Source organism: Pseudomonas syringae pv. tomato str. DC3000, from assembly GCF_000007805.1.
Lineage (GTDB): Bacteria > Pseudomonadota > Gammaproteobacteria > Pseudomonadales > Pseudomonadaceae > Aquipseudomonas > Aquipseudomonas avellanae.
Map to the genome: position 1 here is coordinate 2,030,098 of NC_004578.1, position 19,060 is coordinate 2,049,157.

Annotated in this window: 17 protein-coding genes and 1 pseudogene; 6 read left to right on the forward strand and 12 right to left on the reverse strand. The window is 57.7% G+C overall.

Going from position 1 to position 19,060, the window contains the following annotated elements:
• Positions 1 to 6: 6 nt before the first annotated feature.
• A complete protein-coding gene (locus tag PSPTO_RS09685) occupies positions 7 to 969 on the forward strand; it encodes a GlxA family transcriptional regulator (RefSeq protein ID WP_011103732.1) in 963 nt (320 codons plus the stop codon).
• A gap of 99 nt (positions 970 to 1,068) precedes the next feature.
• On the opposite strand, the gene PSPTO_RS09690 is transcribed toward PSPTO_RS09685, so the two are convergent.
• A complete protein-coding gene (locus PSPTO_RS09690) occupies positions 1,069 to 2,046 on the reverse strand; it encodes a GlxA family transcriptional regulator (protein WP_046463917.1) in 978 nt (325 codons plus the stop codon).
• 239 nt (positions 2,047 to 2,285) lie between these two features.
• On the opposite strand from PSPTO_RS09690, the gene PSPTO_RS09695 reads away from it, so the two are divergent.
• Positions 2,286 to 3,167 carry an MBL fold metallo-hydrolase gene (locus PSPTO_RS09695; protein ID WP_011103734.1) on the forward strand — a complete coding sequence of 294 codons (882 nt, stop codon included), beginning with the start codon at positions 2,286 to 2,288 and terminating at the stop codon, positions 3,165 to 3,167.
• 94 nt (positions 3,168 to 3,261) lie between these two features.
• Positions 3,262 to 3,807: a cysteine hydrolase family protein gene (locus PSPTO_RS09700; RefSeq protein WP_011103735.1), complete on the forward strand. Its 546-nt coding sequence runs from the start codon at positions 3,262 to 3,264 to the stop codon at positions 3,805 to 3,807.
• Between the two features lie 95 nt (positions 3,808 to 3,902).
• On the opposite strand, the gene PSPTO_RS09705 is transcribed toward PSPTO_RS09700, so the two are convergent.
• The 7 genes from PSPTO_RS09705 to PSPTO_RS09735 form a co-directional block, all read right to left on the reverse strand.
• On the reverse strand, positions 3,903 to 4,364 hold the full coding sequence (locus tag PSPTO_RS09705; RefSeq protein ID WP_032640304.1) for a thiol-disulfide oxidoreductase DCC family protein: 462 nt from the start codon (positions 4,362 to 4,364) through the stop codon (positions 3,903 to 3,905).
• A 103-nt stretch (positions 4,365 to 4,467) separates the two neighbouring features.
• Complete coding sequence (locus PSPTO_RS09710) at positions 4,468 to 5,280, reverse strand: oxidoreductase (RefSeq protein ID WP_007245058.1); 813 nt, start codon at positions 5,278 to 5,280, stop codon at positions 4,468 to 4,470.
• 77 nt (positions 5,281 to 5,357) lie between these two features.
• Positions 5,358 to 6,359, reverse strand: a complete 1,002-nt coding sequence (locus tag PSPTO_RS09715; RefSeq protein ID WP_005767792.1) for an NADP-dependent oxidoreductase — start codon at positions 6,357 to 6,359, stop codon at positions 5,358 to 5,360.
• Between the two features lie 79 nt (positions 6,360 to 6,438).
• Positions 6,439 to 7,299 (reverse strand): alpha/beta fold hydrolase, encoded by an 861-nt coding sequence (locus PSPTO_RS09720; protein WP_011103736.1) that lies wholly within the window; start codon positions 7,297 to 7,299, stop codon positions 6,439 to 6,441.
• A 16-nt stretch (positions 7,300 to 7,315) separates the two neighbouring features.
• Entirely contained in the window at positions 7,316 to 8,104 is a 789-nt protein-coding gene (locus PSPTO_RS09725; protein WP_011103737.1) for an SDR family NAD(P)-dependent oxidoreductase, read from the reverse strand.
• Positions 8,105 to 8,145: 41 nt separating this feature from the next.
• Complete coding sequence (locus tag PSPTO_RS09730; protein WP_005767796.1) at positions 8,146 to 9,228, reverse strand: alkene reductase; 1,083 nt, start codon at positions 9,226 to 9,228, stop codon at positions 8,146 to 8,148.
• A gap of 263 nt (positions 9,229 to 9,491) precedes the next feature.
• The gene (locus tag PSPTO_RS09735) at positions 9,492 to 10,091 is read right to left on the reverse strand and encodes a TetR/AcrR family transcriptional regulator (protein ID WP_005767798.1); all 600 of its coding nucleotides are present in this window, start codon (positions 10,089 to 10,091) and stop codon (positions 9,492 to 9,494) included.
• A gap of 131 nt (positions 10,092 to 10,222) precedes the next feature.
• Here PSPTO_RS09735 and PSPTO_RS09740 point away from each other — a divergent pair.
• A pseudogene (locus PSPTO_RS09740) lies at positions 10,223 to 11,114 on the forward strand (alpha/beta hydrolase).
• A 32-nt stretch (positions 11,115 to 11,146) separates the two neighbouring features.
• On the opposite strand, the gene PSPTO_RS09745 reads toward PSPTO_RS09740, so the two are convergent.
• From PSPTO_RS09745 to PSPTO_RS09760, 4 genes are all read right to left on the reverse strand, one after another.
• Positions 11,147 to 12,559: a saccharopine dehydrogenase C-terminal domain-containing protein gene (locus tag PSPTO_RS09745; RefSeq protein ID WP_011103738.1), complete on the reverse strand. Its 1,413-nt coding sequence runs from the start codon at positions 12,557 to 12,559 to the stop codon at positions 11,147 to 11,149.
• Positions 12,560 to 12,922: 363 nt separating this feature from the next.
• Positions 12,923 to 13,246 (reverse strand): hypothetical protein, encoded by a 324-nt coding sequence (locus tag PSPTO_RS09750; protein ID WP_005767805.1) that lies wholly within the window; start codon positions 13,244 to 13,246, stop codon positions 12,923 to 12,925.
• 1 nt (position 13,247) lies between these two features.
• Positions 13,248 to 15,323: a hybrid sensor histidine kinase/response regulator gene (locus PSPTO_RS09755; RefSeq protein WP_011103739.1), complete on the reverse strand. Its 2,076-nt coding sequence runs from the start codon at positions 15,321 to 15,323 to the stop codon at positions 13,248 to 13,250.
• Positions 15,324 to 15,670: 347 nt separating this feature from the next.
• Entirely contained in the window at positions 15,671 to 17,122 is a 1,452-nt protein-coding gene (locus PSPTO_RS09760) for an NCS1 family nucleobase:cation symporter-1 (protein WP_011103740.1), read from the reverse strand.
• 343 nt (positions 17,123 to 17,465) lie between these two features.
• On the opposite strand from PSPTO_RS09760, the gene PSPTO_RS09765 reads away from it, so the two are divergent.
• The gene (locus PSPTO_RS09765; protein WP_046463915.1) at positions 17,466 to 18,185 is read left to right on the forward strand and encodes a GntR family transcriptional regulator; all 720 of its coding nucleotides are present in this window, start codon (positions 17,466 to 17,468) and stop codon (positions 18,183 to 18,185) included.
• 10 nt (positions 18,186 to 18,195) lie between these two features.
• Complete coding sequence (locus tag PSPTO_RS09770; protein WP_005767814.1) at positions 18,196 to 18,927, forward strand: aspartate/glutamate racemase family protein; 732 nt, start codon at positions 18,196 to 18,198, stop codon at positions 18,925 to 18,927.
• Positions 18,928 to 19,060 lie beyond the last annotated feature (133 nt).

A 19,060-nucleotide genomic window follows, 5' to 3' on the forward strand; every position in this document is an offset into this window, starting at 1 on the left:
CTCTAAATGCCAGTAAAGTCCATCCAATTCATGACCTACCCTGAAGTTAGCCTGCTGGATCTGGCAGGCCCTCTGGATGTGTTTATTGCTGCCAACCATCTGGCGCACCCCGATCCTGCGCCATACTCTTTATCCATCCTCGCCTTAAGCCCGACGACGGAGATATTCTCTGATTTCTCGTTGAACGCTGCGGTTTTGCTGAAGGAGACGCCTGCCGCGCACACACTTATCGTGCCTGGCGGGCCCGGAATACATAAGTTTTGTGATCACCCCCAATTTTTTACACACTTTGTAAAACATACCGAAAAAGTTACGCGTCTGGTCTCTGTGTGCACAGGGATATTTGCGCTGGCCACCGCTGGAAAGTTGAATGGACGAAACGTTACTACCCATTGGTCGGCCTATGACAAGCTGGAAAGTGACTTTCCTTCTGTCAAGGTAAGGCGCGGTCCTATATTCATAAATGATGGGGATTTATGGACTTCAGCAGGTGTCACTTCTGGAATCGATTTGGCTCTTGCAATCGTTGAGGCGGATTTGGGGCATGCTGCTGCGCTCGAGGTTGCACGGCATCTGGTTGTGTTTCTGAAACGCCCCGGGGATCAGAACCAGTTCAGCTCATCATTGACTCTGCAATCCAAGAGCAGTCAGTTTTCAGACCTTCATGCCTGGTTGAACAACAACCTCAGTGGCGATTTATCCGTGTCAGTGCTAGCAGATTTCATGAGCATGAGTGAAAGAACATTTGCGCGAAAATACAGTGAAGTCACAGGCAGTACGCCAAGCAAAATGGTCGAGCAACTCCGCCTGGAAGCGGCTCGTCATTTGCTGGTCACTTCAAGTGCTCCACTCAAGACAGTCGCCAGCAAGTGCGGTTTGGGCAATGAATCAACCTTTATCCGTAGTTTTGTAAAAAACTACGCTGTCACGCCCAGAGAATATAGAGAACGCTTCAAGTCACAGCGCTGAGCGAATACTTGAATCCAGGTCAGCAACAAAAAGAGAACATTTATAAATGGCTGATCACGCACGTTTTCTGACGCAAGACCTGAGAAAGTCCACCGCTTTCTACGCTTTTTCTTCTGCCTTGATTTGACGAAAAAACATTCGCCGATACGCCGAAGGTGAAGTGCCAAGATGAACAGTAAACTGCTGCCTCAAGGATAAAGGCGTTCTAAAACCTGCCTCGTCGGCAACGCACTCGATAGGTAAATCGGTCGTTTCCAGCAGCGCTTGCGCCCTGACGACTCGCTCGGCGTTCAGCCATCTGGAAACGGTACTGCCGGTGGTCTCCCGAAAGCGCCGAGTAAACGTGCGCCTACTCATTTTCGCCCTCTCTGCCAGGACGTCGAGTGACAGATCACTGGACAGGTTCATCCTGGCCCACGCCAGCACATCAGACAAATGCGTCTCGCTGGACAGTTGCGGCACAGGACGCTCGACATATTGAGCCTGACCGCCTTGCCTGTGCGGCGGCGTCACCAGCATCTTCGCGGTGTGATTTGCCACGTCGGCACCGAGCCGTTGGCGTATCAAATGCAGGCAGCAATCGATGGCCGCCACGGTTCCTGCAGAGGTCATGATGTTGCCATCACTGACATACAGCACTTCTGGCCTGAAACGCACGTCAGGGAAGCGTCGAGCAAACTCTTCTCGCGCTGCCCAGTGAGTGGTTGCTTCTTTGCCATCAAGCAGGCCGGCATCTGCGAGCACGAATGCCCCCAGGCACAACCCGACCATGAGCTTGCCTTGGGCGTTGGCAAGCTGAAGGGCTTTGACAAGCGGTGCAGATGCAGCAACCGATTGATCACCCCACGCCGGAATGACAATTACGTCGCACGCGGCCATCAGTTCCAGGCCATGAGTGACTTGCAGTCCGATGCCCTGATCGCTGCTTATCATTCCCGGCGACTGCGCGCAGTAGCTGACCTCGTATCGAGGCTCGCCAGGTGCAGACTGGGCCGTCCCCAGCACCACGCCGGGTACAGAGAGATGGAACAGGCTGACGCCGTTGAAAGCCAGAACAGCAACACGAATGGATTGCATCAGACAGCCTCGGATTTGCCGTGTACTTGCTATGGAGTGCGCAGGAACCATGAGTAAGCGCTCACTGTGACTTGTTTTGAGGGGCGGGGGAGGTAAGGGGATATCTCCGTCTCACCCCACATTTCCGGCAACACAGACACTTGGCCCGATTATAGCGAAATATGTCATTCAGGCCACTGTCGGGTCCCAAGGCATTGGGCAAGAATGATGTCCTCGATGTATCGACAGGATTAACCCCCATGAATCTCACAACACTTCCTCTTGCGCTCAGCATTGCTTGCGCTGCGGCCATCACACCTGCCTTCGCGGGCACAAGCGTCTCTGAGGCTTCACACAAAGTGAATGTGCAGCAAGTTCGTAACGCGACGGTAAAGATCTCCTACGGCGGCACGACCTTTCTGATCGACCCGATGCTGGCCAAAAAGGGAACCTACCCAGGGTTTGAAAATACCTATCGAAGCAATCTGCGCAATCCACTGGTTGATCTGACCGAATCGCCCACCGAAGTGATCGCCGGTATCGACGCAGTTATCGTCACTCATACGCACCTTGACCATTGGGACGATGCTGCACAAAAAGTGCTGCCTAAAGACATCCCTCTGTTCACCCAGCATGAAAAAGACGCGCAGCTGATTCGCTCTCAAGGTTTCAAGAACGTACGCGTATTGACTGATGAAGCCGAATTCGGCGGCGTCAAAATTACCAAGACCGGTGGGCAGCATGGCACCGACGAAATGTATGCCGTGCCAGCCCTCGCGAAGCCTCTGGGTGAAGCAATGGGCGTTGTATTTCAAGCCCCGGGCTACAAGACCCTCTACCTCGCTGGTGACACTGTCTGGCGTAAAGAGGTCGATCAGGCTATCGAGAACTATTGTCCCGAAGTCATCGTACTCAATGCCGGCAAAGCAAAAATGACGGGGTATGAGGGGGCGATCATCATGGGGGAAGAGGATGTACTGCGCGCTTCACAGGTCGCGAAGAACGCGAAAATCGTCGCTGTACACATGAATGCAATCAACCATATGTCCCTGACCCGTGAGCAATTGCGCGCTTACGTCAAGCAGCAGGGTATCGAAAGTCGTGTAGACATACCGGAAGATGGCGCTTCACTGGAGTTCTGATTCAAGCCATGTTCTACCGAAGGAGCGGGCGGCTGACCTGACCGCAACCCTTCTCAACGAACACATCACTTTGATAATTTGACTGGAGAGCGTTATGAAACGAGGCCTCGTAGTTGTTGATCTGCAAAACGAATACCTGCCGACCGGCAAGTTGCCGTTGTCCGGGATCGAAGCCGCTGCGGCGAATGCCAGCCGAGTGATCAGCCACGCGCGTGATACCGGTATTCCGGTTTTCCACATACGCCATGAATCCGATAATGAGGGTGCCGCGATATTCACCAAAGGATCCGACGGAACGCAAATACAGCCCGCTGTAGCGCCGGTGGGTCAAGAACCCGTGATCACTAAAAATCATATCAATGCCTTCAGAGACACGGACCTCAAGACGCAGCTGGATACGTTCGATATCGAGGATATTGTCGTCATTGGTGCCATGAGCCACATGTGCATCGACGCTGTAGTGCGTGCAGCGGCGGACATGGGTTATCCGGTTACTGTGCTGCATGATGCGTGCGCTACGCTGGATCTCACCTTTGGCGGAGTCACCGTGCCTGCCGCTCAAACGCATGCGGCGATGATGGCAGCCTTTGAGTTCGGCTACGCCGCCGTCAAATCGGTGGACGATTACCTCTCGGCTTGAACGCCCAACGCTGAGATTTTCGGAGCCCATGCGGATGGGGAGCTGCCAATCGATTCTTATACCCAAAACTCGAACGGCAGCTGCCGTGCTGGAATCTATGAAATCTTTTTCTCGGCCGACGCTTCGCTTTTCATCACCACCGATTCCGCAACCGTGCAGCTGCCCTTGCTACAGCGACGGCCACCATCAGGATGAGGCAGCCAGGCCAGGTGAGGGCGAAAGCGGCAAAAAAGACGATACAAGACGGTAAATAGCGGCCTGAGAATCGGCCAGGATAGCGGTGCGACCCACTTGCCGAGGCCCGCTGCCCGCCAGCTCCAGAGCGTGGCATCCAGCCCGGTTACCCAGGTCCCATCGTCAAACCGGGCATGCAGTGACGACTCCATTTGGGGCAGTGTCAGCCCCAGCAAACTGGCGTCGAACGCGTCGTCACTGATATCAACAAACAAAAGACGATCCGCTGCAGCCCGTGCCCGCAGGACCTTTATTTCTCGAGCGCAAAGTGGGCATTCGCCGTCAAAGTAGAGTGTCAATGGCCACTGGGCTTTCTTGTACACGGCTTGATACCTTGTATAGGTTTTCCACAAGGTATTCTTAAAAACACGCGCTGACAATGGTCGCCGAGGCTGGCTGCTGAACGAGAAACCTACGCACAGCGCCTTAAACCGGCAAACGAAGTTGCTTGCGCAAACTTTTGTCAAACGCCGCCGTCGGCACAAACCGGCGCAGCAGGCTGATTTGTCGAGCGCTCTTGCCGGCCGTGTAGCGATGCTTTGGGCGGGTGTCGTTCGCCGCCTTCAGCACGACCGCCGCCACCACTTCCGGCAGGTCGGCTTTTGGCATGACATCGGCCAGCAATGCCTTGAACCCGGCGCGGGCCTGATCGTATTCCTTCAGGGGCGAATCCGGCTCAATGCCGTTTTGATCGAAGACGGTTCGCACAAATCCCGGCTCGACGACCGAGACCCGGATATTGAAGGCGCGAACTTCGTGATCAAGTGACTCCGAATAGCCCTCCACCGCGTGCTTGACCGCCGAATAATGAGAAGAGTAGGGCGCGGGTATCAAGCCCAGGATCGAGCCGATATTGATGATGCGTCCTTCGCCACGTTGGCGCATCGATGGTAGTACTGCGTTGGTCATGCGGATGACGCCGAACAGGTTGACATCGAACAGTGCCTGCACCTGTGGGATCGAAAACTCTTCAGCACCCCCCACCAGGCCAATACCGGCGTTGTTGACCAGCAGGTCGATGCGCCCGGTCCGCGCGAGTACGGTGGAAACGAGCGTGGCGACAGACTCATCGTTGGTCACGTCGCACGTGAGCATCGACACTTGCGTCGAGCTGTCGCCGACCTTGCGGGTTGTGCCAAATACGGTATAGCCCGCCCGCACCAGCGCTTCGGCCGTCGCGCGACCGATACCGGAGGATGCGCCGGTGACGATGGCGGTTTTTTTGGACGATGTGCTCATGTGATACTCCAATGTTCAAAAGGCAGGATGCCAACAAGTGGGTGATGCGAGTAGCCGAACAGGTAGGGCTTCAACACTCACTTGATCTTCACGACAACCTTGCCTTTGGCTCGGCCCCGGCCCAGATATTCAAGCCCTTCTCTGGCCTGTTCAAACGCAAAGACCCTGTCAATCACCGGCTTGATTTGCCCACTTTCAAGCAGTTCGGCAATTTTCCCCAGTTGAGCCCCGTCCGGGCGCACGAACAAAAACGAGTACGCCACGTCGTTTTTTCTCGCACGCCGGATGATCGAGCGGCTCATCAGCCCGAAGAGGAAGGCGAAGAAGACATTCATCCCGCGGGCCTGAGCAAATGCTTTATCCAGCGGGCCGACCAGGGACACGATCTTGCCCCCGGGTTTGAGGATACCGACGGCTTTTTTAATCGTGTCGCCTCGGGTGGTGCCAAGTACCACGTCATAGCCTCGCAGTACTTGCTCGAACGCCTGCTCTTTGTAATCCACGACTTCATCTGCGCCCAGGCTGCCAACCAGCTTTGCATTGCCGCTGCTGGTGGTCGTGGCCACTTTGCCACCCAGGTGTTTTGCCAATTGAATGGCGAAGGTGCCGATGCCACCAGAACCGGCAGGTATGAATACCTTCTGGCCAGGCTGAAGATTGGCGCGCTCTTTCAAGGCCTGCCACGACGTAAGCCCGACCATCGGAATAGAGGCCGCTTGTACAAAGTCCAGGTTGGTCGGTTTCAGTGCGGCGGTGCGCTCCGGGACGGCGACGAGTTCGGCGATGGAGCCTCTGCCAAGATCAAACAGGCTGGCGAAAATGGCGTCACCGGCCTTGAAGCGCGTCACAGCGCTGCCTACTTCCAGGACTACGCCGGCCAGATCGCTGCCCATAATGGCCGGCAGTTCGTACTTCAAGACCGGTTTGAACGTCCCCGTGGTGATCATGTTGTCGATCGGGTTCAAACCGGCAGCGTGAACTTCCACCAGCAGTTCGTCAGGCTTGATGGTCGGCCGAGGAACATGCGCAATCGCGATTTCAGGCGACTTGCCATAGCTTTCAAATGTCAGTGCTTTCATGTCGCTCGGTTTCCAGGGTCGTCGTCACTATGATGGGGTTGCTGTACAAAAAACGGCGCGCAGTTGAACGTGAAAGGCGTTATTTCAGGAACTCCAGAGCCTTCGAGACGAAGTCCGCGTGATACTGAAATACGACGCCGTGCCCGGCGTCCGGATAGACCACAAGTTGCGCCAGCGGGATACGTCGGGCCATATCGCGGCTCAGCTCGCTCGCGACCATGATGTCGCTGTCCCCTGTGGCGATAAGGACGGGTATGCGCAAGCGTGCGAGATCCTGCGGTGGCTGTTTGCCCCATGCCTTGATTGCTTTGAGTTGGCGAAAAAGCAAACGAGGCGTCGGCCCCTTGTCGCGGGCAACCGTGCGCTCCTTTACCCTGCTCAAATAGTCTCTGGCGGCGTGTCGGCCGTTGAGTGTCGGGGTGAAAAACATAGTCACCTTGGGATCGCGCAGCGTCAGCAGGCTTTTGAGGATAAGCGGCCAGGACAACGCACCTATGCGGTCGATGCCCTTGCCGCCTGCCGGGCCAGTGCCCGCCAGAATGAGCCTGCGCACCAGGCCGGGTACTTTTGATGCCACCTCCTGGGCCACGAAACCGCCCATTGAAAAGCCGACCAGATCAACCTGCTTGTAGCCCAGTGCCCGGATCAGCTCGACGGTATCCCGAGCCATCGCGTCTATCGTCACCGGCGAGGCACCGCCGGATAAGCCGGCGCCTCGATAGTCGATAGCGATAATGTGGTGTTGACTGGCAAGGCCGTCGACGATGCGCGGGTCGAAATCGTCCAGTACCGCGCCCCAATAGTTGAGCAGAACGACTGGCACGCCGCTGCGCACACCTGATTCGCGATAGGCGAAGGTAATGTCGCCGACTGTCGCGATTTTATTGGGCGCCTGGATATACGACTGCGCCAGTTGAGTTTCCAGGTTTGAGCGGCTCATGATGGATACCCTGGTTTCAGGCTTGCGGCTGATAGCGCTCTGCGGCCTTGGCTTGTCGAATGTCCGACAGCAATCCTTGCCGGGCGCCATCCAGTGAGTCCCAGCGAGACGCGACGTGCAGCGGCGGGATGGTGACCAGCTCGCGACGATCGAAGCCCACCAGCGCTGCATCGACCAGTTCTTCGACGTCCATCACCTCGGAGAGAGTGTTGAGGTCGATCCCCGCGCGCTCCCATATTTCGGTGCGGGTTGCCGCTGGCAGTACCGCCTGGATGTAGACGCCTTTTGGCGCCAGTTCCAGGTGCATGCCTTGAGACAGGTACAGCACGAATGCCTTGGTGGCACCGTAAACAGTCATGCCGAACTCCGGCGCAAAGCCCACCACCGACCCCAGGTTGACGATTGAGCCCGTTCCAGACTCTGCAAAACGCGGCGCTACTGCTGCGGCGAGCCGCGTCAGGGCAACCACGTTGAGTGCGATGAGCCTTTCGATGGCCTCGGTGCTCTGCTCAAGGAAGCCTCCTGATTGAGCCATGCCAGCGTTGTTGATCAGAATGCCGATCTGCGCATCATCACGCAGCCGCGTTTCGAGTGCGGTGAGGTCGGCAGCGTTGGTCAGGTCGGCCTGCAGCACGTCGACGGCAATGTCATGCTCTTTGATCAGCCGCGCTGCCAGCGCATCGAGGCGTGGCTTGTCACGTGCGGCGAGTACCAGGTTGTGGCCGCGACGGGCAAAACGCTCGGCATAGACAGCACCAATACCGCTGGACGCGCCAGTGATGAGAACAGTAGGGAACGTAGTCATTGAGAATGTCCTTGGAAAATTCGCGGGGGCAGTAGTGGGTTTCAGCCTGCGATAGTCGGGTAGTCGGTGTAGCCTTCAGCGCCGCCGCCATAGAGCGTGGCCGGGTTCAGTTCTGCCAGCGGTGCGCCGGTTTTCAAACGCTCGATCAAGTCGGGGTTGCTGATGAACGGGCGACCGAAGGCGACCAGATCAGCCTTGTTCGCATTGACACGTGCCGTTGCAAGGTCAAGGTCGTAACCGTTATTGGCCAGATAGGTGTGCTTGAAGCGCTGGCGCAGCGCGTCGTAGTCGAACGGCGCAACATCACGCGGGCCGCCCGTGGCGCCTTCCACGACGTGCAGGAAGGCAATGCCCTGTTCACTCAGTTGCTCGGCGATGTACTCGTATTGCGGTTGCGGGTCGCTGCTGGCAACGCCATTGGCAGGGGAAACCGGCGAGATCCGCACGCCGGTGCGGTGCGCACCGATTTCCTTGACCACGGCGGTGACGACTTCCAGCAGCAGGCGCGCGCGATTTTCCACTGAGCCACCATAGGCATCGGTGCGCACGTTGGCGCTGTCCTTGATGAACTGATCGAGTAGATAACCGTTGGCGCCGTGGATTTCCACACCGTCGAAGCCCGCTTCAATGGCATTTGCAGCGGCCTGGCGGAAGTCGTTGACGATGCCTGGCAATTCGCTCAGTTCCAGCGCGCGTGGTTCTGAGACGTCGGTGAATGCGTTATTGACGAAGGTTTTGGTCTGCGCCCGGATAGCGGATGGCGCGACCGGTGCTGCGCCGCCCGGTTGCAGGTCGACGTGAGAAACCCGGCCAACGTGCCAAAGCTGCACAAAAATGCGCCCGCCCTCGGCATGCACGGCATCGGTGACGACGCGCCAGGCGGCGATCTGCTCCGGCGTATACAGCCCCGGCGTGTCTTGGTAGCCCTGAGCCTGAGGGGAGATTTGCGTGGCTTCGGTAATGATCAGGCCGGCCGACGCCCGTTGGGCGTAGTAGGTGGCAGCCAGGTCGGTAGGGGCCAGACCGGCGCCTGCACGGTTGCGCGTCAGCGGCGCCATGACAATGCGACTGGTTAGGGTCAGGTTGCCCAGGGCATAAGGTTGGAAAAGCGTTTTCTCGGACATGTCATTCAGTTTCCGACGTAGGGGATGGCGCTTATGATTACGATCAAAATCTAAAATGTCAACGCATTGATGTTGATCGAAATCAAAGCGGGGAATACCGCAAGCACGGGTTTTTCGGAGCGATCAGGCTGGGAAAGGGCAAATTGCGGGCGTTGCAAATTGCCTGCGCTCAGGCAAGCGCACGGTTGATGATGGGGGTTCAGAGGAGGAGAAGAGGGGCGGAGTGCCCCATGGATCAAACCGTATTTCTGGCGTTTGGCGGGTTACGGCGTCAGCAGAAACACAGCCATCGGCTGGAGTATTGACTCGGCTGAAACCACAAACGGTTCTACGGTTGTTCTATCGATCGCCAGTGACGCATAGCCGTGGGCAGTGCTCCAGGCAAGCAAGGTGCGTTGCTCAAGCAAGGCAGGCTCAGGCTCTACGCCGTTTTTAGCTATCCAGGCCGTGCGCAGCGACTGACGAAGCAATTGCAGCGTGGCTTCGCCTGAGTTTACGAGTCTGGGTAACGCGCGGTTGACACCTGTCATGCCAAACATCAGGCGAAAGTGCTGCGGGTACTGTCTGGCGAAGTTTACGTAACCCATTCCGCAGCCGAGAACAGGGTCGTCCAGTTCGCGTTGCGCAGCTTGAACAGCGTCGACCATGCGCTCATAACCATCTGCCACAACCTCCGCCAGAAGATTTTCCAGAGAGCCGAAGTGATGAGCCGGCGCGGCGTGGGAAACATTCGCACGCCTGGCGCATTCCCTTAGCGAGACGCTACGCACGCCAGCCTCCCCCACAATGTCCCAGGCCGCCTGGCGCAGCACGGCAGGCAGATTGCCGTGGTGGTAGGTTCGCGGGGTGTCTGATGTCGACATATGACGCTCCCTATCATGAAATAAACGTTAGAAACCCATCGGACTGCGCTATCTTGCGCTTGCAAACTTGTCACTGACAAGATTGGCTGTTTTAATGCCGTCAAGTCTTGTGGCTGACGCGGAAAATACCGATGAGTAAATTCACCAACACGCTTCGACTAATGACAATGCGCGGCACACTCATGCTTGCCAGCCGCATTCTACCGGGCCTTACCGGAAGATACCTTGGCCGACGTTTCGTGACACCTCAGGCTGCCGGACGAGCCAGGGCGGCCGCCGTTCTGCGCACCTCGCAGGATGTGCAAACAGGCACGCTGGAACTGGACGGCATCAAGATATCCACTTATGTGTGGGGCGACCCGGCGCAGCAACCCTATGTATTGCTCGCGCATGGCTGGTCAAGTTACGCGATGCGTTTTGCCGATTGGGTGCCTTCACTGCAATCGATGGGCTACGCGGTGGTCGGTTTTGATCAGCCTGCCCATGGCCTGAGCGGCGGCACGACCAGCCACATGCCGCAGTTTGTAGAGATACTGCAGCAGGTAGGACGTCATTTCGGAAAGCCAGCAGCCGTAATTGCTCATTCGTTGGGCGCTTCATCAATCGTATTCGCTCAGGAAGAGCATTGGCGTCCTGAACGGTTTGTGTTGATCGCGCCGTTCCTGGCCCCTGCTGACAATGCGTTTCATCAGTTTGATGCTTTTGGTGTCGCACATAAGGGTCTTCCCCCATTTTGAAGGATACCTGCATGCGCTGAGCGGCCGCCGTTTCGTGGATTATGACGCGTCTGTTCGACTGCACTTGCTTGATCGTCCGGCGCTGATTATTCATGACCGCCGAGATCGTGAAACCCCATGGGAAAAGGGTGCCCGGTTTGCAAAGTTATGGCCTGGAGCACGTCTGTTTACTACCGAAGGGCTTGGGCACAATCGGCTGATCGATCACCCGTCGGTTATTGACGAAGTAATGAAGTTTCTGACGTTGGATAACCACTGCGCAACGCCGGATGTGCCTGAGCATTAAGTTGTAGGTGATCATGGGTGAACCCGATACGGTCACGCTGCCGTGAAATGCTCGAACTGCCAGGGGCAGGCATCGGCGTCGGGTTTACGGAACAGCGCATTGCCAGTCTTCAACGGTGTCCAGTCAGTCAACACGCCTCCGAACTTACCCAGAAAGGGCAGGGCGATCTCCATGACTCGCTGGTGATCCATCTGTTCGGGTTCGACGATTCCCCGGTCAGGGTTTTCGATGGCCCAGATAATGCCCGAATAAACGCCTGCTGCAACTTGCAGGCTGGTGGCATTATTAAAGGGCGCGAGGCGTCGAGCCTCATCAATGTTCAGGATCGAACCGTACCAATAGGCATTAAGTTTATGCCCCATGATCAATACACCCAGTGCATCGATACCGCCTGGGGTAATTTCATCCAGCATGATTCGTTGACGGTCCTGCGCGTGCCATCCTCGCCCGGTGTATTCATTGATTGAAAGCAACGCATCGTCACACGGGTGGTAGGCATAGTGCACGGTCGGGCGGTAACTAAGCGCTCCTTCGTTTCTGACGGTCAGCAATTCAGGAATGGAGATCGCTTCGTTGTGCGTGATCAACATTGCGTTGCAAGGCCCGCCGTTGGGCGTCCAGGTTTTGACTGACACGCAAGCTCCGGGCCGATCAAGGTAGATAGCGTTGTCAGAGCCAAACTGATGATGACGGGCGAAGGGCGGCCAGTTTTTTTCGTGGGAGCCCCAGCCCAGTTCGGCGGGTTGTCCCGCCTCGCTGACAAATCCATCGACAGACCAGGTGTTGACGAATTCGCCATCGGACTTGATACGCGTTGAACGTTGAGTGTCACGCTCGGCAATGTGGATGACCTTGACGCCCAGCTTCATCGACAGATTGCCCCAATCAATGCCCCCTTGATGTCGCGGTACAGCCACCGAAAGTTGTTCAGCAAGCGCTGACAATGCGCACTTGAGAAAGTGTGATATCAAGCCCGGATTTGCACCGTGGGCCACCACCGCAGTGGGCCCTGGGCCAAGTTCTGCACCCAGCGTACGCAACTGATCACGCAGCGCATAGTTAGAACGTTGCGACGCTGTCAGGCTGGGTGAGTTGTACGTGTTTCCCCAAGGCTCGATGCACGTATCGAGGTACAGCGCATCGTGGGCGTATGCAAATCGGATGACGTCGGCACTGCAGACATTAACCGAAAGATTAACGATAAAGTCACCTTGCCCCACAATGCTGCCCAACACGCTTTCCATTGTGTCTGACGTCAGTGCCTGATCGATAAAGGTTACCCCTGACTTGACGAACGGTTCAGAGCCCTTGATGCCCGGTGCGATGACGACAATCCTGGACACGTCGAATCTCTGGACGTTGCCAAGTAATCCGAGAGTGGCTCTGGTGATGGAACCAAAACCGATAAATACCAGTTTTCCAGAGAACAACGCTTTGTGGTTCATTTCAGGGGTCTCCCGCTGATTGTACTCAACAGGCTAAACAGGCACATGAATACCGATGCGCTCATGGACAGGCGCTGTCGCGTAAAAGCAATAAGTGATTAGCCAGCTTTACAGGTTTTTATGTCTGCCGTTAGGCGCGCGCAATGCAGAAACCTATCCGTGGTGTTACCGGTAATAACGTTATCGTCCATGAGTTATCGTCCTGCAACGTGTAGAGCATGATGCAACGTTACACGCTGCATACCAGGCGTTAAAACGTTAGCGTGATGATTGATATCTACAGCCTTTCGGCATTCAGTACCAATGCTGATAGGACATATGAATGCATGATGAGTGGCTGAATAGAAATATCGCCCGGCGGGTTCAGGCTTGAGGATTATTCAGGCTTTCATACCACTGCGCATACGGCGTGTTCTTGACCTGGCGCCGATTGAAATCCTCGGCACCGTCGGTCCACCAGACGTCGCCGCGCTCCCCCAGTGCGACCTTGGCCTTGTTGACCCCGGCGCGAGCTGTCTTCAATGCCGCATCATCTGCCCCAGCCTTGGCATTCTTGACCGCGCGCCGCGCAGCCATCAGTTCGTCCACCAGCCGTTGACGAACGTCTTCGCTCAAAGAAGGATTGGAGCAGCGCCAGAGCTGTTCCTTGACCACAAAATAGCGACCGTCTGGCGTGGTCGGATTCACCCTACTGATAACCCCGTGCCACGGCGTCAGCGCCAATCAGCCCGGTGACTCGTCCGGCGAGCGCGTCCAGCCCGAATGGCTTGGTCAATACTTGCGTGCAGGGCCGCAGGTGGCAGTCGTCCAGCACGGAGCTTTTCGCGTAGCCGGTGATGAACAATGTCGGCAGACCGGGTCGGCAATCGCCTGCGGCATCGGCCATTTCGCGGCCATTCATACCACCCGGCAGCCCTATGTCGCTGATCAGCAGGTCGATGCGGGCGTCGGATTGCAGAATCTGCAGCCCGGCCTGAGCATCGGCTGCTTCCAGGCAGTTGAAGCCCAGCCCGGTAATCACTTCGGCAACGAGCATCCGCACGGAGGATTCGTCATCGACGATGAGTACGGTTTCACCGGTGTGATGCGCCGGCTCTTCGAAGACTTCGGGTTCGGCCGCGCGCGGAGTGCTTTCGGACGTATGGCGCGGCAGGTGCATCACCACGCTGGTGCCCTGGCCTTCGACCGATTCAACCCGGATCTGCCCGCCGGACTGGCGTACAAAACCATACACCATCGACAGTCCCAGGCCGGTACCTGCACCAATGGGTTTGGTGGTGAAAAATGGCTCGAAGGCCTTGGCGACTATCGCCGGGCTCATGCCGCTGCCGGTGTCGGTAATACGGATGCTCAGGTGTTCACCGGCAGGAATGCCGTGGTCCGGGTCGTTACACTCGGCGAGCGAAGCGTTTGCGGTTTCAATGACGATGTGCCCGCCATTGGGCATCGCATCACGGGCATTCAGGCACAGGTTCAGCAGCGAGCTTTCCAGTTGGGCATGGTCGATCAAGGCTGGCCACAGATCATTCTGGGCGACCACTTTGATGTCTATTTCCGGGCCGACCGTGCGCGCGATCATTTCTTCCATGTCATGAATAAGCACGTTTACGTCGGTCACTCTCGGCGACAGGGTCTGGCGCCTGGAAAAGGCCAGCAGGCGGTGAGTCAGTGAAGCTGCGCGACGCACCGCGCCCTGGGCGACTGACACATAACGGTCCACGTCACTGACGCGTCCCTGAGCCAGTCGTTTGGTAATCAGTTCCAGGCTGCCCGAGATACCGGCCAACAGGTTGTTGAAGTCATGTGCGATGCCACCCGTCAATTGCCCGACGGCGTCCATCTTCTGCGAATGGCGCAGGGCATCCTCGATCTGCTCACGCTCGAAAACGGCCTGCTCGATGCGTTGTTCCAGTGTCTGATTGAGTTCCCTGACCGCTTCTTCGGCTTTCTTTCGTGCCGTTACGTCGATGGAAGAGCCGATCAGGCCGATAACGTCGCCGTTGCGATCGAGCAGCGGGGCCTTGGTGGACAACCATATTGCAGCGGAGCCATCCGCCAGATTGACCTTCTCTTCTATCTGTTCGCTGACGTTGCTCTGCATGATCCGCTGATCAGTTTCCATGAGGACGCGCGCCTGTTGCTCATCATCCAGAAACTCCAGATCGGTCTTGCCGATGAAGAATTCCGGCGGCTTGCCGACCAGTTCGGCGGTGCCACGGTTGGCGACGAGCATTCGGCCTTCCAGATCCTTGGCATACACGACACCCGGGACGGCAGCGGTGAATATCTGCAGCAGTTCGTTGAGACGGTCTCGCTCTGCCTCGGCAGTGCGTCGGCTGTCTATGTCGAGCAGCACACCAGGGCTGCGAATCGGCTTGCCCTGAACATCACGCTCGATCCGGCCACTGGCTTCAACCCAGCGATAGACACCGTCCTGATGAAGCACCCGATACTCGCATCGATAGGTATCGCCGTTGGACAGCGCCTCCTCGATATCCTTGTCGACCCTGAGCGCGTCGTCCGGGTGAATGGACGCGGTCACCAACGCCAGCGGCAACCCTTTGGCGCACAGCTTGGGGCACAAACCGAATGTGCGGGCAAACCACTCGTCACCGGTCAGTTGATCAGCAATGATGTCCCACACCCACGTGCCGGCAACCGCGCCTGAATCCAGGGCGAGTTGCAGCCTTTCAGCAGCTTCATGCGCCGAGGGACGGGGTACTTGAGGGGCAAACGATCTGCCGCCGGAAACATCATTGCTCATTACTATCAACCCACTTGAACGCTTGGTTCGCAAAGCATCAGTGTTAGGGCAGCGCTGCGGCCTGAAAGTTGTACAAAATTTATTCTATTTTTTACGAACGTCTGTGCTGCCGTTCGGGGACACACAATCATTCTGGGGGTTCGGGTGATGGGTGATATTAAATTAATATCATTTCAGCTGTGCCGTTGTGTGATCTTCAAGACAGGCGGGGGTTTACGTCGTAGCGGGCGTTGCGTTTGCGGGTGATCCGGGCGGCGGTGTATCCGCCCTGGGTCCGGTTGTTGACGGGCAGGGGGACAGCGTTCGGGCGCCAGCGCGATTCAAGCGGCTGGCGCCTGCTGCTGCGTCTAGCTCTGGGCGACGGGTGTCGGCATGTTCGCCGACTGCACGGGCGACCAGCGGGTCATTGCATAAAACAGCGCACCGCCGAGGATGCAGCCGGTGAACCAGGCGAAATTGGCAATCGGCTTGAACCACTCGATGAAGGTGAAGCACAGGCCGACCAGCGCCGTCAGCAGCAAGGCTTTGACGGCAATCCAGTTGATGCCGTTGGTGTACCAGTAGCGGCCGCTCGGCGTGTCGTTGAACAGCGCGTCGACATCAATCTGCTGTTTCTTGATCAGGTAGTAATCCACCAGCAGGATGCCGAACAGCGGGCCGATGCAGGCTGCCAGCACGTCCAGTGTGTAATGGATTACCTCAGGGTTGTTGAACAGGTTCCAGGGCGTGATGAAAATCGACGCCACGGCGGCAATCATGCCGCCCACGCGCCAGCTGATGCGGCTGGGCGCCACGTTGGCGAAATCGAAGGCCGGGGAGACGAAGTTGGCGACGATGTTGATGCCGACGGTGGCGGTTACAAAGGTGAACGCGCCAAGCAGCACTGCCGTGGTGTTGTCGATGCGTGCGACGGTGGCGATAGGGTCGTGGATCATTTCGCCGAAGATCGGCAGGGTGCCCGAGACAATCACCACCGTCACCAGCGAGAACGCCAGAAAATTCACCGGCAGGCCCCAGAAGTTGCCCCGGCGCACGTCCGCCATGCTGCGGCAATAGCGGCTGAAATCACCGAAGTTCAGGGTTGGCCCGGAAAAATACGAAACCACCAGCGCGATGGCCATGACCACCTGGCCGAACGCAGCCCAGCCAGACAGCTCTTTTTCCGCCAGGGTAAAACTGATGTTTTCCCAGCCGGCACGCCAGACGATCCAGCCAGCCAGCGCGAACATCACGGCGTAAACGGCAGGGCCGGCCCAGTCGATGAAGCGTCTGATCGACTCCATGCCGGTCCAGAATACCGCGGCCTGCACCACCCACAGCGCGAGAAAACCGAACCAGCCAAGCCACGACAGGCCAAGAAAGGTCACGCTCTGGTACGCGGCCAGGTCCGGGAAGAAACGCAGCACCACAATCACCAGGGCGCTGGACGCCAGGTAGGTCTGAATGCCATACCAGGCCACAGCGATCAGCCCGCGAATGATGGCTGGGATGTTGGCGCCGAAGACGCCGAAGGCCAGACGGCAAATCACCGGGTAGGGCACGGCGGCTTGCTGGCTGGGTTTGGCGACCAGGTTGGCAATCACCTGAATAATGCAGATACCGACCAATAGGGCGATCAGCACCTGCCAACTGGCCAGGCCAAGCGCGAAGAGGCTGGCGGCGAACACGTAACCGCCGACGCTGTGCACGTCGCTCATCCAGAACGCCAGAATGTTGTACCAGGTCCATTTCTGCGGCACCGGCCCCAGGTCGTCGTTGTGCAGGCGCGGGCTGTATCCGGCCGGGCGTTGGTCTGTCATTGCATTACTCCCTCGCTGAGTCATGACGGGATCGGGGTACGATCGACGGTATTTTTGTATACGATCGTGTACGCAAAAGCTGTGCCAGACGATTTTTACCGGTTTTGAAATGAACGCAGACGTTGCGGGCTGGCCATCTTCGGAGCAAGCGCTGTTGTATCAGGCAGGTTGGCCTTGCCAGTGAAGTGCACGTAAACAGGGCGCTTTTGCTCGTTAGCGGTGCGATTTTGTGGATTTTAGACTGTGGGACGTTTATTGCTGCATTGAAAAAGCGCTACTCATCAGGCGCGGCATCGGGCACTATTCTTGTATACGATCTGTACCGCCAATACGATGTGACGCCATGACCCGACCTTCCAGCGCTCCTTTGTTTCTCACGCCCGCTGCCGATGAAAAAGGCCGGGACGAACAGATTTATCAACATGTGCTGGAAGCCATCGTCGAGCACCGGCTGGCACCGGGCACGCGGTTGCCGGAAGACGCGCTGGCCGAGGTTTTCGAGATCAGCCGGACCGGCATTCGCAAGGTCTTGCAACGGCTGGCGCTGGAGCGGCTGGTGACCTTGCGTCCCAAGCGCGGCGCTGAAGTGGCGCAGCCCTCGGCGCAGGAAGCGCAGGATGTATTGGGCGCCCGGCAACTGATCGAACCGGCGCTGATGGCGGATATCGCGGCACGGGTCAGTGGCCAGCGTCTTGAGACACTGCGTGCGCTTTGCGATCAGGAGCACGAGGCGCAACGTGCTGGCCGACACAGCGAAGCCATTCAGTTGTCGGCGCGTTTTCATGTGCAACTGTGCGCGCTGGCGGGCAATCAGGTGTTGACCGAACAGGTCGCGCAGCTCACCACGCGCTCTTCGTTGGTCGTCGCGGTGTATGGCTCGCGGCGCAGCGTGGGCTGTGATTGCGGCGACCATGTGGACTTGTTGGCGCTGCTCGAAGCCGGGCAGGGCGAGCCGGCGCGCGAATGGATGGCCGAGCACTTGCGGCGTATTCGTGCCAGCCTGAACGTGGATGAACCGGTCAGCGAAACAGTGGATTTTCATAGCATTTTCAAGCAGCGCTGAAGGAGTTCCGGTGCGTATTCAAGTGATCAACCCCAATACCAGCGAAGCCATGACCCGCAAGATTGGCTTGGCGGCGCAAGCCGTGGCGCGTCCAGGCACACAGATCATCGCCTGCAGCCCGGCCGATGGTCCGGTGTCCATCGAAGGGCACTTTGACGAGGCCATCGCCACCCTTGGTGTGCTGGAAGAAGTGCGCAAGGGCCGCGAGCAGCAGGTCGATGCGCACATCATCGCCTGTTTTGGCGACCCCGGCCTGCTGGCTGCGCGTGAATACGCCCGCGCGCCGGTCATCGGCATCGCCGAAGCGGCCTTTCACATGGCCAGTCTGATTTCCACCCGTTTTGCGGTCGTCACAACGCTGACCCGGACACGAATCATTGCCGAGCACTTGTTGCAGCGTTACGGCTTCAGCGAGCTGTGCACGTCGGTGCGCTGTATCGACCTGCCGGTGCTGGCACTGGAAGAAAGCGGGCCGGAACTGATCGAAACGATGGCCGAACAGGCACGCATCGCCCGCGATCAAGAGGGGGCTGGAGCAATCGTGCTTGGTTGTGGCGGCATGGCGGATCTTGCCAGGCAACTGAGCGAAGCGATTGGTTTGCCGGTGATTGATGGTGTGGCGGCGGCGGTGAAACTGGCCGAATCACTGGTAGAACTGGGGCTGAGTACCAGCAAGCATGGCGACTTGGCAGATCCTGTAGGCAAACCGTTCAAAGGGCGATTTGCCTACCTGAGCCGGTGATGGGCGTTCAGAACTGCATACCCGCGCTGGAGCGTAGGGAACGATACCCAAGGGGCTATCGCTCCCACGCTCTGCGTGGTAGCGCACTTCTGGACGCTCTGCGTCCGATCTTGAGAGGGCGACGCAGCGCCGT